The 16,005-nt window shown below is 64.4% G+C and carries 14 protein-coding genes; 3 read left to right on the forward strand and 11 right to left on the reverse strand.

The genetic code is table 11. The annotated features are described in order from the left end of the window. Positions 1-11: 11 nt before the first annotated feature. The 10 genes from HMPREF9237_RS00775 to HMPREF9237_RS00820 form a co-directional block, all read right to left on the reverse strand. Positions 12-1,736: a PH domain-containing protein gene (locus HMPREF9237_RS00775; protein ID WP_016441805.1), complete on the reverse strand. Its 1,725-nt coding sequence runs from the start codon at positions 1,734-1,736 to the stop codon at positions 12-14. After that, complete coding sequence (locus HMPREF9237_RS00780; protein WP_016441806.1) at positions 1,737-2,231, reverse strand: PH domain-containing protein; 495 nt, start codon at positions 2,229-2,231, stop codon at positions 1,737-1,739. It abuts the gene before it with no gap. A gap of 75 nt (positions 2,232-2,306) precedes the next feature. Continuing rightward, positions 2,307-2,726: a DUF3180 family protein gene (locus HMPREF9237_RS00785; RefSeq protein ID WP_196800215.1), complete on the reverse strand. Its 420-nt coding sequence runs from the start codon at positions 2,724-2,726 to the stop codon at positions 2,307-2,309. Beyond that, positions 2,719-3,642 carry a 2-amino-4-hydroxy-6-hydroxymethyldihydropteridine diphosphokinase gene (gene folK, locus HMPREF9237_RS00790; RefSeq protein WP_016441808.1) on the reverse strand — a complete coding sequence of 308 codons (924 nt, stop codon included), beginning with the start codon at positions 3,640-3,642 and terminating at the stop codon, positions 2,719-2,721. Before folK ends, HMPREF9237_RS00785 begins: the two co-directional genes overlap by 8 nt. Next, complete coding sequence (gene folP, locus HMPREF9237_RS00795; protein WP_016441809.1) at positions 3,639-4,652, reverse strand: dihydropteroate synthase; 1,014 nt, start codon at positions 4,650-4,652, stop codon at positions 3,639-3,641. The genes folK and folP overlap by 4 nt, the downstream gene beginning before the upstream one ends. A gap of 1 nt (position 4,653) precedes the next feature. Then, positions 4,654-5,313: a GTP cyclohydrolase I FolE gene (folE, locus tag HMPREF9237_RS00800; protein ID WP_016441810.1), complete on the reverse strand. Its 660-nt coding sequence runs from the start codon at positions 5,311-5,313 to the stop codon at positions 4,654-4,656. 57 nt (positions 5,314-5,370) lie between these two features. Further along, entirely contained in the window at positions 5,371-7,677 is a 2,307-nt protein-coding gene (ftsH, locus tag HMPREF9237_RS00805) for an ATP-dependent zinc metalloprotease FtsH (protein WP_016441811.1), read from the reverse strand. Beyond that, a complete protein-coding gene (gene hpt / locus HMPREF9237_RS00810) occupies positions 7,678-8,229 on the reverse strand; it encodes a hypoxanthine phosphoribosyltransferase (RefSeq protein WP_016441812.1) in 552 nt (183 codons plus the stop codon). Positions 8,230-8,266: 37 nt separating this feature from the next. Then, positions 8,267-9,316: a tRNA lysidine(34) synthetase TilS gene (tilS, locus tag HMPREF9237_RS00815; protein ID WP_016441813.1), complete on the reverse strand. Its 1,050-nt coding sequence runs from the start codon at positions 9,314-9,316 to the stop codon at positions 8,267-8,269. Further along, on the reverse strand, positions 9,316-10,689 hold the full coding sequence (locus HMPREF9237_RS00820) for a D-alanyl-D-alanine carboxypeptidase/D-alanyl-D-alanine-endopeptidase (protein ID WP_016441814.1): 1,374 nt from the start codon (positions 10,687-10,689) through the stop codon (positions 9,316-9,318). Before HMPREF9237_RS00820 ends, tilS begins: the two co-directional genes overlap by 1 nt. Positions 10,690-10,769: 80 nt before the next feature. On the opposite strand from HMPREF9237_RS00820, the gene HMPREF9237_RS00825 reads away from it, so the two are divergent. Next, the gene (locus tag HMPREF9237_RS00825) at positions 10,770-11,294 is read left to right on the forward strand and encodes an inorganic diphosphatase (protein WP_026428653.1); all 525 of its coding nucleotides are present in this window, start codon (positions 10,770-10,772) and stop codon (positions 11,292-11,294) included. 143 nt (positions 11,295-11,437) lie between these two features. Here the strand turns inward: HMPREF9237_RS00825 and HMPREF9237_RS00830 are convergent, their stop codons facing one another. Continuing rightward, the gene (locus HMPREF9237_RS00830; RefSeq protein WP_016441816.1) at positions 11,438-12,763 is read right to left on the reverse strand and encodes an NlpC/P60 family protein; all 1,326 of its coding nucleotides are present in this window, start codon (positions 12,761-12,763) and stop codon (positions 11,438-11,440) included. A gap of 651 nt (positions 12,764-13,414) precedes the next feature. Between HMPREF9237_RS00830 and HMPREF9237_RS00835 the strand changes: the two genes are divergently transcribed. Beyond that, positions 13,415-14,713, forward strand: a complete 1,299-nt coding sequence (locus HMPREF9237_RS00835) for an O-acetylhomoserine aminocarboxypropyltransferase/cysteine synthase family protein (protein WP_016441817.1) — start codon at positions 13,415-13,417, stop codon at positions 14,711-14,713. A gap of 22 nt (positions 14,714-14,735) precedes the next feature. Then, positions 14,736-15,998, forward strand: coding sequence for a homoserine O-acetyltransferase MetX (metX, locus tag HMPREF9237_RS00840; RefSeq protein WP_016441818.1), 1,263 nt, complete (start codon positions 14,736-14,738; stop codon positions 15,996-15,998). Positions 15,999-16,005 lie beyond the last annotated feature (7 nt).

Here is a 16,005-nt window from a genome sequence, read left to right on the forward strand (position 1 = left end):
CGGGACTATTGTCATTCCCTCCGGGGCGCGGCGCTGCCAGCCGGGGGTAATTCGGGGTGCCAGCCGCGCGGCACCTGCCCGCGATCACTCACCGTGGTGGTGAGGATCTGGCTGGCGGTGGCGCTGTCCATGTGTTTGGCGCGGGCTTCCACCGCCATTCCCACGGTTCCCCAACGCAGGGTGGCCAGTTGGAAACGGCGTTCTAGCGGTCCTTGGCTAATAATCGCTGATTGGTAGTGTTCGCGCAGCAGGATTGTTACTTCGCGGTACCAGAACCAGCCCCGCCGCATAATAATGACATCGTCGCCCACGAAGATTCCGGAGCGTTTCCACCCGATGGGATCCAGCCAGCGCGAGGAGCGCGGATTGGGGATGAACCCGGGTAGGGCGCCATCATCCAGCAGGTAGGTACGTAGCTGCGCGGCGTTGGGCACGCCCGTTTGCGGGGTGGTTTGCAATGCGGTTTGGAGTGCGGTTTCCGGCGTGGTTTGCAATGCTGTTTCCGGCACAGGATTGGTAGTTCCCGCAATACCGGCAGCTTCCGGCACCGCATCCGCACCGCTGCCGGGTGCGGTAGCACCCTCCGCGAAGCCGAGTTCGCGGGCAACGGTGAGCACGTCCTCAACTGTGCCTACCGGGACCAGTGCGTCGTTTGCGGTTTGGGTTGCTTCAAGGAGCGAACCTGACATAACGCAGGCTTGTAGTTTCCACCAGCCGGGCCAGAGATTGGGTTTCTTGAACGATAGGGCGTGGACGCGATGCTGGGGCAGGGCGAGGGTACGCCGGGAGAAAAGCCCCTCTTGTTTTTCAATTCCTTCGGCATTGGGCGCGATTCGGGCCTGCCAATTGGCTTGCAGGGAGCTAATGGGCTGCCACACCAACGCGATAATGAGGAAGAGAAGGGCGAATGATCCTCCTTCTTCGGTGACCAGGTAGCTGATCACCGAACCGGCCACCGTGATGACGGCCAGGATAATCCGCGGGGAGAGCACCAGGGAGGCGAGGAAACGCCGCCCGGACATGGCGTAGAGCGGCGGGTGTGCCTGCGCCCTGCTCACGGTGGCAAGATCGGGGACTTCGGTGTTTTCTCCGCTGCGCATTTTTTCCGCCAGGGCGAGGACGAGCGGCCGGAGCTTTTCCGCTTCGTGAAGTGCCAGCCACCCGATCTCTACTTTTTCTCCACCCGAGGTAATGCTGAGGCTGGCTTGGCGCACCAGCCGGGCAAGCAGTTTTTGAGTGACATCCACACTTTGGATGCGATCCCAGCGCACGTGGCGGTGTTGTTTGAACAGCACACCGCTGCGCATATGCACCCCATCAGCATCGAACATCCAGGCCATATGGCGCCATTGGATAGCCGCGATAATCCCGGTGATGAGGGTGACACCCACCGCTATGCCCACCGCAATCAGCCAGAAAGAACGGAGCAGATCCACAAATTCACTCCAGACAATTCCGGGTGAATCAGTATCTTCCAGGCGTTTGATCGCAATATAGCCGCCACCTACGATGACAAAGAACCACAGCGAGAGCAGCGAGCTCCACGGTGTCCATTTCGAGACCGGCTGCCAGGTGCCCGATATAGCCGTGGCGCTCACTCCGGGCGCTGTGGGTAGCGCGCCAGGCGCTGCGGGCAGCGCGTTCGTTACGCCCGGCAGTTCACCGGGCGCGGCCGATACCACGCCGGTTGTTCCCTGCGCGATGCCCGATTCCGGGGATGTTTCAGGGCCTGCCATTTAGACCCCTTCCATTTCGGCCACGCCGAGGTGGAGGAGACGTTCGCGCACGGCATCAGCTTCTGCGGTAGGAAGGCCGGGAATGCCCGCATCCGTTTCCATGGAGGCGGTATGGAGGGTGACTTTGGCGAGCCCAAAGCGGCGCAGCAGCGGCCCAGATTGCACATCCACCGTTTGAATACGCCCGTAAGGGACCACATCAATGCGGCGGAACATAATCCCGCGGCACAGGCGCAGCGCAATGTCATCCATCGCATAACCGAGGTGATTCACCTGCCGGGACAGGATCCGCAGGTGAATCAGGAACCCGAGGACGGGCAGCCCGAGAAGCGGCGCGTAATAGGCGAGCGGTTCGGGGCGCACAATAATTCCGAGCACCGCGAGCGCGATGAGGAGCACGAGCCAGAAGCACGCGGCGATAATCCACCGCACCGTGAAGAGTTTGCGCGACACCGCGCGGTAGTCCCGCCCGGGATCAAGAGGGGTAGTCACCATGGCTTAACGCTACCAAAGGGGTACGACATAAAAATTGGTTCCCACAAGCACCCACGATTCGCGCGGGATACCCGGCTACCGCTGATCAATGTGGCACCAGGTATCCACAATCCATCCGACCGCAGCGAGTGCCAGCGCTGCGGCGGTGAGAAGCGCCCAAACGTGCGCACTCGCCCGGGTAAAAGAGGTGGAGCCCAGGGCGCTGCAGATCGTGAGCAGGCCACCCGCGCCGGCCAGGAGCGCCCCGCTGCGCAGCCCGGCCGCAGCTCCTGCCGCCACTCGCAGGGCCGCCAGCCGCGACAGCGATTCCGCACGCCCGCGCCGCAGGCGGCGCACCCTCCAGCCGTACCAGAGCAGCCCCGCCGCGATAGCGAGCAGCGGCACCCCGGCGAAGGCGGGCACGGCTACCGGATGCGCGGCGAGGAGCCGCCGCAGTGCTTCACCCACCAGCGCGCCGGCCGCGCCCCATCCCAGGAAGGCCCGCAGATTACGCACGGTGCCCGCCCGCATCTAGGCCGACGCCGCCGCCGACGCTCGTGTGCTCACTTTCGCGGGCGCGCGCCAGTTTCGCGGTAGCGTCCGGATCGATTTCCTGCCAGGGTTCCATAACAAAGTCTCGGGTATGGGCGCGCGGGTGTGGCAGGGTGAGAAGCGGGTGGGTGCTGCGCACTCCTTCCACCCATTCGATATCAAGGTCGAGGGTGCGTGCCCCCCAGTGCATCCGGCGCTCGCGCCCGGCCCGCACCTCAATATCGCGAAGCGCGGCCAGCACGTTGAGGGGCGCTAGCTCGGTGGTCAGGCGCATGACCGCATTAAGGTAGTCCGGTTGCGGGGCCTGCCCGGGAGCGAGCACGGGCGCGGTGGTACGGAATGAGGAGACCGCATTAATATGGACGGGCAGCGCGGCAATCTGGCTGATAGCGGCGCGCAGGGTTTCCTCGCGCTCGCCCAGGTTCGCGCCCATCCCGATCACCATTTCTCTTATGGTTCCCCCACGCGCGATATCAGCCAGGCGGCGCACGGTGACCCGGGCATCCGTGAAGCGCCCCGGTACCGGGGCTTCGGGTTTGTGCACGGTGACCTCTGCCGCCAGCGCACCGCGCGCGAGGACCCGCTGCGCTACCCGCTCGCCCAGCGTTTCGAGCAAACTGACGGGAGCGCTATCCCCTACCGCGCGAGCGTCCTCAGCCAAGTCCGCGTAGGAGATAGTGCCCGCGAGGTCATCTGTTCGTCCGGCCGCGCTGGTATCCACAAGAGCTGCGACGTCGAAAATAAAAGGGTGGTCCGCTTCGCGTTCGTACTGGTACACACCGTGCCGGGCGGCTACTTCCACACCGGTGATGCTCACGGTATCCAGGCAGCATCCGAGCATTGCGAGGGCATCGCGCACGCGCGGGGGTACTCCCATCATGAGCGCACGGCCTCCGCGATTCCCGCTGCTTCGCTTCCCGCTACCTCGGGGCGGGCCACTCCGGGCTGGGAGGTGGATACCAGTCCGCAGGAGCGCAATTTCGCCACAGTATCCACCGCGATCCGCGAAGAGGCCACATCGTGGACCCGCACCGCCCACACGCCTTTTTCAGCGAAATAGGTGCTCAGTGCGGCGGTGGCTCCGTCCCGCCCGCTGGCCGGCAAGCCTTCCGGGGTGACTTCAGCGAGGAAACGTTTGCGGGAAACTCCGATGAGGACCGGCATGCCGGCCCACAGGAATTCGTCAATATGGGCCGCGAGGCGCCAATCGTCGTCGCCCATTTTTGCGAAGCCGAAGCCCGGGTCGATGATGATCCGGGTGGGGGCAATTCCGGCGGCCACTGCTCCCGCCACGCGCTCAAGCACTTCCGTGCTCACCTCGCGCCCGATAGCGCGATAGCCGGCCAGGGAATTCATAGTTTGCGCGTCCCCGCGCCCGTGCTGGAGCACATAGTAGGCCCCGGATTCCGCCACGGTTGTCCACATGGCACTGTCCCCGCGCCCGCCGGTCACGTCGTTGATGATGCGTGCACCGGCGGCGCAGGCCCGCGCCGCGGTGTGCGCGTGGTAGGTATCGACCGAGATGGGGATATGTGCGGCTAGTTCACGCACCACCGGCCCGATGCGTTCCCATTCTTCCGCGGCGCTCAGCAGGGTGGCACCCGGGCGGGTGGATTCCCCGCCGATATCGATGATGTCCGCCCCGGCAGCGATGAGTTCATGACCGTGGGCGATAGCGGTATCGATTTTGTCCCAGCGCCCGCCGTCGGAAAAAGAATCGGGGGTGACGTTGAGGATACCCATAACGCGGGTGCGCGACCCGCCCAGGAGTTCCGGATCGCGCAGCGGCGCGGGCGCGGGGGTGTTCGCGGCCGTGCCCGTAGCTGCGCTTGCTGATGCACGTGCGCATGCGCTCGCGGATGCGGTTACTTCCGCCCTTGGTAGTGACATTTTAGGCTCCCCGTTCAATGAGACTCATGGCTTCGGCGCGGGTGCTGGGTTTGCGCAACATCCCGCGCACCGCCGAGGTGACGGTACGCGAACCGGAGTTACATACCCCGCGCATGGTCATGCACATATGTTCAGCTTCCACCACCACGAGTACCCCGGCCGCACCCAGGCGGTCGCGCAGCGCATTGGCGATCTGGGTGGTGAGGCGTTCTTGGACCTGGGGGCGGCGCGCATAGCCTTCTACCAGCCGGGCGAGCTTGGACAGGCCGGTGACCTTCCCTTCTTCCCCGGGGATATAGACAATATGAGCCACCCCGAAGAAAGGCAGCAGGTGGTGTTCACACATGGAATAGAAGGTGATATCCCGTACCACCACCATTTCGTGGAAGTCCTCCGCGAATTGGGCGTCGAGCACCGCATCGGGATCCTTGCCTACCCCGGCGAAAATCTCCGTGCAGGCGCGGGCCACCCGCGCGGGGGTGTCCACCAAGCCGGGGCGGTCCGGGTCCTCACCGATAGCGCTGAGGAGTTCCCGCACCGCCCGCTCTACCCGCTCGGTATCAACCACCCGCGCGGTATCAGCCTGCCGCGCGGCGTGGCGCTGCGTTTCCGCGCTCTGGCTATCTACCGGGCCATTTCCCGCTGATTCCGCTGCGCTCATACGTTCGTCCTTTCCACGCTCACGCCCCGTATTTCCACGCTAACTTCCCGCTGGGATTTAGGCATCCCCATGTTCCGCGCCGTGCCGACCGCGCGGGCCGAGCGGCCCGGTGGCAGCATCGGGGAGTTCCGGGGCGGGTAGGCGTGAATCCGCTGCCGCTTCCGCCTCGGTTTTCCCTTCCGGGAGCGGGATAGGCGGGCGCTGCGAGACCGGGCGGTCCGGAGCGGAAAGCCACACCTCTCGCTCGGGCGCTTTGACAACGTCCTTGAAGATCTCCGCGAGTTCGTTTTCCAGCACGGTTTCCTTATCGAGGAGCACCTCGGCAAGGTGGTCGAGAATATCCCGGTTTTCTGTGATAATCGTCCACGCTTCGGTGAGGGCCTGGTCAAGGAGGGCCCGCACGTTCTCATCCACGGTGGCGGATAGCGCGTCAGAGGTGCGCGAAGCCGCCCCGAAGCTCGCTTCTTCCTGGGCCGTGGGAGCTACCCGCACGGCACCCACCGCGGTGGTCATCCCGTATTCAGTCACGATCTTCCGCGCGGTTTCGGTGGCCTTCTGAATGTCATTGGAGGCACCGGTGGAGGGATCCCGGAAAATGATTTCTTCCGCGGCGCGCCCGCCCAGCGCATAGGTGAGCTGGTCGAGGAGCTGGTTGCGGGTAACCGAATAGCGGTCCTCGGTGGGCATGACCATCGTGTAGCCCAAGGCCCGCCCGCGCGGCAAAATAGTTACCTTCGTGACCGGGTCGGTATAGCGCAAAGCCGCCGCCGCGAGCGCGTGCCCGCCTTCGTGGTAGGCCGTCATCCGGCGATCCTCCGGGCTCATAACCCGGCTGGAACGCTGCGGGCCGGCCATCACGCGATCCGAGGCCTCATCCACATCCGCGTTGGTAATAACGTGGGCGTGGCGCCGCGCCGCCAGGAGCGCGGCTTCGTTGAGGATATTGGCAAGGTCCGCGCCCGTGAACCCGGGGGTGCGCTTGGCAACCCCGGCCAGGTCGACGTCGTCCGCGAGCGGCTTGCCGCGCGCATGCACCCGCAAAATGGCTTCACGCCCGCGAATATCGGGGGCATCCACCGCGACCTGGCGGTCAAAACGGCCGGGGCGCAGCAGCGCCGGGTCCAGCACGTCCGGGCGGTTGGTGGCGGCAATAAGAACCACCGCTTCGTCGGTGGAGAAGCCGTCCATTTCCACGAGGAGCTGGTTGAGGGTTTGTTCCTGTTCGCCGTGGCTGAGGGCTCCGCTGCCGCGCCCGCGGCCCACCGCGTCGATTTCGTCCACGAAAATAATGGCCGGGGCTTTTTTCTTCGCGGTTTTGAAGAGTTCGCGCACCCGCGAGGCACCCATACCCACGTAAAGCTCCACGAATTCCGAGGCGGCGATGGAGAAGAAAGGCACCTGCGCTTCCCCGGCAATGGCCTTGGCCAGCAGGGTTTTACCCGTTCCGGGCGGGCCGTAGAGGAGTACCCCGCGCGGGATACGCGCCCCGAGGGCCTGGTAGCGGTCCGGGTTCTTGAGGAAGTCCACCACTTCCTTCACTTCTTCCACGGCTTCATCTTCCCCGGCTACGTCGGAGAAGCGCACTTCGGAGACTTCCCCATCAGCATTGGCATCCTTTGCCCCGAAGCCGCGCCCCATCTGGCTGCGCATGAACCAGATGAACACAGCGAAGATGAGGATCATGGGCAAGAACGTGAAGAGCATCGAAACAAACACGTTCTGGGAGGGAACAATCGAGTTATGCCCGCGCTCCGGATTGGCCCGTTCCACCAGGGTAGTGATGTGCTGGCCCTGCGGGTCAGCGTATTGGAAAGTGACCTTCTTCCCGGCGTCGTGCTTATCGCCGTCGCCGTCCATGGTTTTTGTTGGCTCGGTCAGCCACAGGCGTACCCGGTTGGTGCCGTCTGTGATCTGCACGCGCTGCACGGTGGTGCCTTCCAGCAGCGCGATACCTTCCGAAGTGGAGATATTCGACCACTGCATGGCCATGTACTGATTAGTTCCGATAAAAGCAAGAAGCGCCGCGATGACTATGCCGGAGATAACGCGCCAGCGCCGCCGGCTGGTGCGTTCTTCTTCACTGAGCTTATGGCCGGAGCCGGAGCCGCGGGATTTCTTATTCTTCCCAGCGCCGCCGCTATTGCCCGTGCTGTTACTGCCCGTGCCGGTAGAACCGCCCTGGCCTTCTGGCTGCGGCGGGTGGGCGCGGCGGGCCCGGCGCTTGCGCTCATACGCGCTGGGTTCGGTGCGGCTCACTTCGCTACCGTGAGCATCCCTACCGCGGGCATCACCACCACGAGCTTCGCTACCAACCGGCGCAGTGCCGCACGATTCAGTACCGCGAGGTTCTTGCTGTTCGTCCACTTATCCTCCGTAAACGTGCGGGGCCAGGGTGCCCACAAAAGGCAGATGCCGGAATTGTTCGGCATAGTCGAGTCCGTACCCCACCACGAACTCATCGGGAATATCAAAGCCTAGGTAGTCAACCTGAACGTCAACTTTAGCCGCCTCGGGTTTTCGCAGGATGGCCGCGATCCGCACCGATTGCGCCCCGCGATCCAGCAGATTCTTCTTCAGCCACGCGAGGGTAAGGCCGGAATCGATAATATCTTCCACGATGAGGACGTGCCGACCGGTCACATCAGCATCCAGATCCTTCAAAATCCGCACCACGCCGGAGGATTTGGTACCCATTCCGTAGGAGGACACCGCCATCCAATCCATATTCAGCGGAGAGTGGATTTTCCGCACCAGATCCGCCATCACCATAACGGCACCCTTGAGCACGCCCACCACGAGCAGGTCGCCATCGTAATCAGCGTCAATCTGACGCGCCATATCCTCAAGCTTCGCTTGGATTTCCTCATTTGTGACGAGGATTTTTTCCAACTTATCACCCATATCGGTGTGGTCCATCACCATCTCCTTGAGCAGTTCCGCTGTGCTTCTAAGCCTAACGCGCGAAGACGACAATATTATCGCGCCGAAGCGCTCGCGCCCCGGGCAGGTCGCAGTGGCGCACGCCGCCCGGCCCGGTCACCAAGGCATCGAGAGCCTCAATATGCCCGGCCGTCAGCTCCCCGGCACGTGCTCCGGCCCGCAGGGCCAGGGCGCGCAGAATCCGGGTGCGCACGGCCGCGGGAAGCTCACGCAGCAGTGCATGAGGTACGACGACGCCGCCACCTGGCTCCCCCGTTTCTTGCACCGCGCCGCGTTCTTCCCAGGTGGCCAGTTCCCGGGCCGCCCAGGTGTCCAAAGCCTCATTATCGCGGCGCAGCAGGCGAGCGGTGCGGGCCAGGGCCTCCACCGTGCCCGGCCCGAGCACCTCGCTCAGGGCCGGCAGGGCGCGTGCGCGCAGCGCGGCGCGGGTGAGCGGCCCACCGCCCGCCGCCCGCCACGGGCCATCGGGCTCATTGGAAGGATCCTCCACCCAGGCCAGCCCCTCATTTTGCAGCGCGGCGCGCAGCGCCGCGCGCCGCAGCCCCAGCAGCGGGCGCAACGCAGTGAGCTCCGGGTGGCCCGGCAGCGGCCCCGCCTCCGGCATGCCCGCCAGGGAGCGCGCTCCCGATCCTCGGCCCAGGCCCAGGAGCACGGTTTCGGCTTGGTCATCCGCGGTGTGGCCCAGCAGCACCGGGCTTCCCGCGCCGGCCGCCTCGGCCAGCGCCGCGTACCGGGCCGCCCGTGCCTGCCCTTCCGGGCTCGATCCACCGCCCAGGTCCACGCTGACCGCCGCGGCGTCGTCGTACCCCCAGGAACGGAGGCGAGCCGCAACCTGCGCGGCTTCGCGCCCCGCCTCCGGGCGAATCCCGTGATTGACGGTGACCGCGCGCAGCACGTAGCCGTCCCGGCGCGCCACGAAAAGCGCGATACGGGCCAGCGCGAGGGAATCGGAGCCGCCGGACACCGCCACCGTTAAGCGGGTGCCCGGTCGGTATCCGCAGCTCGCCAGCAGCGCGCGCAAACGGCGCCGCCCGGCCGCGTAAGCAGGGTGGGGTCCGGCCATTAGAGCTCCGCCATCGCGGTGAGGAAAGCATCCTCGGCGGCCCGCACGTCCAGGAGGGAAACGTCGTGGTGGGAATCGGTGAGGATGGAGAAGGTCAGCAGCGCCCCCGAACGCGTGCGCAGCACCCCGCTGAGCGAGACCACATCCGCGAGCGTCCCCGTTTTCCCGCGGATCATTCCGGGCGCGGCACCCTCGGTGAGGCGGTCGGCGAGGGTGCCGTTGAGCGCAGCCACCGGCAAACCGGCCCCCAGCGCCCCCACCGTGCCATCGCTCAGATTCACAGCGTCCTCCAGGATCGCGAGCTGGAGGGCGCAGATGAGGCGATTCGTTTCGCTCAGGCCGGAATTATCGGAAATCACCACGCCCTCCAGCGGGTAGCCCAGCTCCTCCAGAACCGCGCGGGTAGCGCGCGCCGCACCCGCAAAATCCGCACTTTCCCCGCGCTCGCGCGCCACCAGGTGCCCGAGGGTTTCCGCCAGGGTGTTATCCGATTCGGTGAGCATACGGTCCACCAGCTCGCGCACGCTCGCCGAATGCACCGTAGCGAGCGGGTCGGCCGCCGCTTCCTTGGGCGCTTGCCCAAGGCGTACCTCCGCCACTTCCACTCCGGCCCCGCGCAACTGCTCCGCGAGGGCGTTCCCGGCATCGAGGGCGGGCGTGGCACTGTAGTGGTAGCCCACCGCCCCACCGTTCAGCGCGAGCGGCGTTATGGGTGCCACGTAATCGTGGTTGACCGGATCGAGGGTGGGCGCGTACTCCGGCCCCGCGAAAAGAGACGTATCAACGACGACGCTTACCGAGCCACCCGGATGCTCGCGCGCGTAGGTGGCGGCCGCCGCGGCCAATTCCGAGAGATCGCCGCGGGCAATGGTGCCCGGGACCTGGGTGGCGGCGGTATCGGGAGCCAGGAACACATCGCCCCCGCCGATGAGGTGAATGGTGGTGCCGGAAGCGGCCACGCTGGTAGCGAAGCGGCGATCCGGGCCGAGGGTTTCCAGAGCGACCCGGGCGGTCACCAGTTTCATATTGGAGGCCGGTATCCGCGGGACTTTCGCGTCTTTGCTGGCGAGGACCCGCCCGGTGGCAGCCTCGCGAATTTCGTAGGATACCTGGCCCGTGGGTGCCAGGCGCGCGGCGAATTCTTGCCCGAGAGCAGCCACTTTGGCGGCCGTGGCATCCTCGAGTTCCGCGGGTGCGGGGGCGGCCGGGATAGTCACGGCCGGCACGGGAGTGGGCTGCGGATACGGCGCGGCGGCATCGGCCCTAGGTCCCAGGGTGAGCAATCCGGGGGTAAGATCAAAGGCATCAGCGAATGCGTACCCGCCCGCAAGAAGGAGCACCAGGGACAAAGCGATCTGAGCTTTTCCTTTCACGGGCCTATTCTTGCACGGAACGCAGCTCGTATTCTTAGGTGTTCTTATGTGCCAGCCGTCAGCGAGGAGAGCTTCACATGATGGAATTCGATGTCACCATCGAAATCCCCAAGGGAAATCGAAATAAGTACGAAGTAGATCATGAAACCGGGCGCATTCGCCTGGATCGCATGCTTTTCACATCCACCCGGTACCCCGATGATTACGGATTTATTGATGACACCCTCGGTGAGGACGGCGATCCGCTGGACGCCCTGGTGCTTTTGGAAGAGCCCACGTTCCCGGGTTGCGTGATTCGCTGCCGTGCGCTGGGTATGTTCCGCATGCGTGATGAAAAGGGCGGCGACGATAAGGTGCTATGCGTGCCGGCCTCGGATCAGCGGGCCTCCTGGCGTACCGAAATTGAGGATGTTTCTGAATTCCACCGCCTGGAAATCCAGCACTTCTTTGAGGTGTATAAGGATCTGGAGCCGGGCAAGTCGGTGGAAGGCGCCCACTGGGTAGGCCGGGAAGCCGCGGAAGAGGAAATTCGGGCCTCTTTCCAGCGGGCCATTGACGAAGGCTACTACACCGCGCACGAGGCGCAGCCGCCCAGCCAGCACTAGGCGGGTAGCGGAGAGGCCGCCACAACGGCCGCTACCTACGTACAAGCATATAAAGCGGGAGCTATGCACCGAGGCACAGCTCCCGCTTTTCTTTACGCTCGCGCGCGGCGCGCCCAGCAGCACGCCGCGCCACCCGAGCGCATCTAGTCGATAATCCGCACGTAGGTGGGGCTCCCCCAAATCGGACCTTCGCGGGTACCACCTTCGGGGTTGGTCGCGGCGATATGCATGCCGTTGCCGGTGTAGATGCCCACGTGCCCGGGCCACCACAGCAGGTCACCGGGTTGGGCTTGCGAGGGGGAAATCTCGTAGCCGGCCGAGCGCTGCGCCCCGGAGGTACGCGGCAGGGAGTAGCCGAAGTGCCCGTACACATAGCGGGTGAAACCGGAGCAATCCCAGCCCGAGGGGGTATTGCCACCCCACACATAGGGCACCCCTACGAATTGCCGCGCGAAGTTCACAATCGCCCAACCGTCACCCGAAGGTGCCGGGGCCGGTTCGGGTTCGGGTTCCGGTTCAGGATCCGGGGCTGGCGCCGGTGCGGGAGCAGGTTCCGGATCAGGTTCTGGCGCGGGAGCAGGGGCGGGCGCAGGCTGCGATTCCGCCTGGCGCCGTGCCGCTTCTTCTGCGGCTGCCTGGCGAGCTGCGGCTTCCCGAGCTGCTGCCTCGCGGGCGGCCTGTTCCTGGGCTGCCGCTTCGGCCGCGATACGCTGGCGTTCGGCTTCGGCCTGGGCACGCGCCGCGGCTTCTTTCTGTTCTTGCTGGGCGCGTTCAAGCGCCGCCGTCGTACCCTTTTGCCGGGCAAGGGTTTCGAAAAGTTGGTCGCGTTGCGCTTCGATGGAAGCCAGTTGGCTATCCAATTGGGAGGCGGCCGAGCTAGCGTCCTGCGCGGCGCCTTCCGCGCGCGCGGCAATCGTGGCTTGCTCATTGGCTTTGCGATCCGCTTCGCCCTGGAGGGTGTCGGCAATATCGCGGGCGGCCTGGTAGCGCTGCAGCTTTTGGTCCGTGGCGTGGCCGGCGGTGCGGAAGGCCCGCTGGCGGTCATCGGCATCGCGCAGGGATTGCGCCCCGAGCAGCGCGTTCGCTGCCGTGAGCGTGGTGGAGGAATCCCGGTACATCGCTGAAGAAATCGAGCCGAGCTCCCCGCGGGCGGCATCGGCTTCCGCGCGGGCGCTATTGGCCACCACCTGGGCATCCATCGCGGTATTGACCGAATCTTCCAGGTTGCGCTGGGCGCGCTGGGCTTCGGCGGCCTTGATGACCACATCGGTCCGCGCGGCTTCGGCCTGGGAGGCAAGCCCGGCCAGCGAGGCTTCGATCTGCCCGATACTTTGAGCTGTTTGCTTTTCCGCGGCCCGCGAGCGATCAATATCGCGATCAACGTTATCCGCACGGGCACCGGGTAGCACTGAGAGAGCGAGGGCGCAGGCGGCTAGTACAGCCGTTAGGCGCCGAGAACGATTCTCCACACGACCTCCAGAGGGCAGGCTTTCCCGCGCCCACCACAGCTGCGCGCAGACTCAGCCCACAATTCGATATAAACACTAAGAACATACCTCACACCAGTCCAAAACGAAACATCTACCCCATAATTTCACAGGTGTAATTCTGTTCTTTTCCGTCACACCGCTTACCTTTATTTATCAGGAGCCACAATTGTCACAGGGTTGAGAGGGTGTGAGAAAAGCGGGGTTGCACGCGTATCTACGGACGCGTAAACATCCCGAAAGATTGACAGCACGACGGCGCAGCTCCGCCACCGCGCGCCCAATCGAGAATGTGATTCACGTCGTGAACTTGACGAACACAGCCCTCAGCTGCCTATGCTTGCATCATGTTCGTCATGCGAATGCCCAACTAGCGCACGTTCCGCGGCCCGGCCGCCCTAACGTGCGCTATCAGCCCTGCTGATTTTGGAAAAGAACACCAAGTAGAAAAATAAGCGGGCTGGTCAGAGCGCATTCGCCGCATCGCAGCATTCCATTCCTCATCTTTTACAGTTCTGGTTTTATCCAGAATGGATCATGGATATTGCTGCACCTGAGAAAAATATTTTCCTAGGTTTATGCCGGGGCGTTATCTGCCGCCCGCTCCCCATCACATTTTTGAAGGAGAGCACCATGTCAGAAAGCCAGAACTCCCAGAACACTTTGCACTTCGACACCCTCCAGGTGCATGCCGGCCAGGTCCTCGATTCCGATCACGGCGCCCGGGCACTGCCGATTTTCCAGACCACGTCCTACGTATTCAAGGATAATGAGCAGGCCCGCGGACGTTTCGCACTCACCGATCCGGGCATGATCTACACCCGCATCACCAACCCCACCCAGGGCGCTATCGAAGAACGTATTTCCGCGCTTTACGGCGGCACGGGCGGGCTGCTGCTCGCCTCCGGTTCGGCTGCTATTTTCTACGCGGTCACGAATGTGGCACAGGCCGGCGATAATATTGTTTCCTCCGATTCGCTCTACGGCGGCACCTACAACCAGTTCAAGCACGTACTCAAGAACTTCGGTATCGAGGCCCGTTTCGTGGAGAATCCTTCGGATCCGGCCAATTGGGAAGCTCTGATTGATGAGAACACCAAGGCCCTCTACGGAGAGACCATCCCGAACCCCAAGCAGGATATTCTCGATATTGAGACGCTGGCCAAGCTCGCCCATTCCCACGATATTCCGCTGATCGTCGATAACACGATCGGCACTCCGGCCAATGTCAATCCCTTCGATTTCGGGGCGGATGTTGTGGTGGATTCGGCCACCAAGTTCCTGGGCGGGCACGGCACCTCGATTGCCGGTTCGGTGGTGGAGCGCGCGGGCTTCAACTGGAAGAACGGGAAGTTCCCCGGTTTCCACGAGGTAGACGAGTCCTACCACGGCATCGTCTGGGGCGATCTGCCCGGTGCGCCGTTCACTACCCGTATCCGCGCCACCCTGCTCCGTGATACCGGCGCCGCGATTTCTCCCTTCAACGCCTTCCTCATCGGGCTGGGCCTGGAGACCCTTTCCCTGCGCGTCGAACGCCACCTTTCCAATACCCGCGCGGTGGCGGAGTTCCTGGCCGAACACCCCGGTATTGACTCGGTGAACTGGGCCGGGCTGCCCGATAATCCCTATCACGAGCTGGCCACCAAGTACGCCCCGCAGGGCCCCGGTTCGGTGTTCACGGTGGAAGTTGCGGGCGGTTTTGAGAAGGCCGCGGCTTTCGTGGAATCCCTCCAGCTCTTCTCCAATCTCGCGAATATCGGGGATGCGAAGTCGCTGGTGGTTCACCCGGCATCAACCACGCATTCGCAGCTGACCGAGGAAGAGCTGGCGGCCAACGGTATTAGCCCGGCCACCGTGCGCCTGTCCATCGGTATCGAAGATCCGCGCGATCTGATTGCCGATATTCGCCAGGGCCTCGAGTCCATCGCCTAGAGACCAGAGATCGAGGATTATCATGACGCCCAGCCCCCAGTTCCTCGTGGGACACGCTCCCCTGGATCCGGTTACCGATGCCGCGCCTATCGGTGATTTTGATACCGGCTACACTCCCGCACCCCGCCTCACCGAGCGCCCTACCGGCGCCTGGCTGGAAGGGGACGAACCGGGTGAGCGCCGCTTCGCGGATCTTGGCCCCCTGGAACTGGAGCTGGGCGGCCGCTTGCCGCAGGTGCGACTCGCCTACGAAACCTGGGGGCAGCTCAATGCGGACCGCTCCAATGCGGTGCTGCTTTGCCACGCACTCACCGGGGATTCGCACGCTGCCGCACGCGATGGGCAGAGCGGCTGGTGGAAAGATATTGTGGGCCCGGGTCTGGCCATCGATACCGAGCGGTACTACGTGGTGTGCCCCAATGTGCTGGGTGGCTGTCAGGGAAGTACCGGCCCGGCTTCACCCGCTCCCGATGGCCAGCCTTGGGGCCCGCGCTTCCCGGAAATTACCATGCGGGATATGGCCGCGGCGGAGGCTCGGCTCGCTGACCTGCTCGGGGTGGAACGCTGGGCGCTGGTGGCGGGTGCCTCCTTCGGCGGGTGCCGCACGATGGAATGGGCGGCGTCGTACCCGCAGCGGGTGGGGGCTTTCGCGGTGCTCGTAGCCGGCCCGGCCAGCACCGCGGAACATATCGCTTATGCTCACCTGCAAAACCTGGCGATTCGCCTGGATCCGCGCTGGCGCGGCGGGCATTATTACGATGCTGAACCCGATGAGAGCGGGGTGAGCGGCCCGGCTGCCGGGCTCGGCCTCGCCCGTGAAATAGCGCATTTAACTTATCGCTGCGCCCCGGAGCTGGCGGCGCGTTTCGGCCGCACCCCGCAGGAGGGCGAAGACCCGCTACGCGGGGGCCGTTACGCGGTGCAGTCCTACCTGGATTACCACGGCGCGAAATTGGTGGCGCGTTTCGATGCGAATTCCTACCTGACGATCAGCCAGGCGTTTATCACCCACGATATTGGGCGCGGGCGGGGCGGCACCGCGCAGGTGGTGGCGGGGCTGCAGCAGCCAGCGCTCGTCGTCGCTGTTGATTCGGATCGGCTGTTTTATCCGCAGCACATGGCGCAATTGGCCGCGGCTTTGCCCGGGGCGCGCCCGCTCCAGACCGTGCACTCCGCGCACGGCCACGACGGTTTCCTCATTGAAAACGATGAGGTTTCCGCGATTATTGCAGATTTCCTTAGCGAGGTCGCGCCGGTGGATGCGCCAGTGGACGCGGCTCTCTAGCCACCGC

The sequence above is a fragment of the Actinotignum schaalii FB123-CNA-2 genome (genome assembly GCF_000411135.1).
Lineage (GTDB): Bacteria > Actinomycetota > Actinomycetes > Actinomycetales > Actinomycetaceae > Actinotignum > Actinotignum schaalii_A.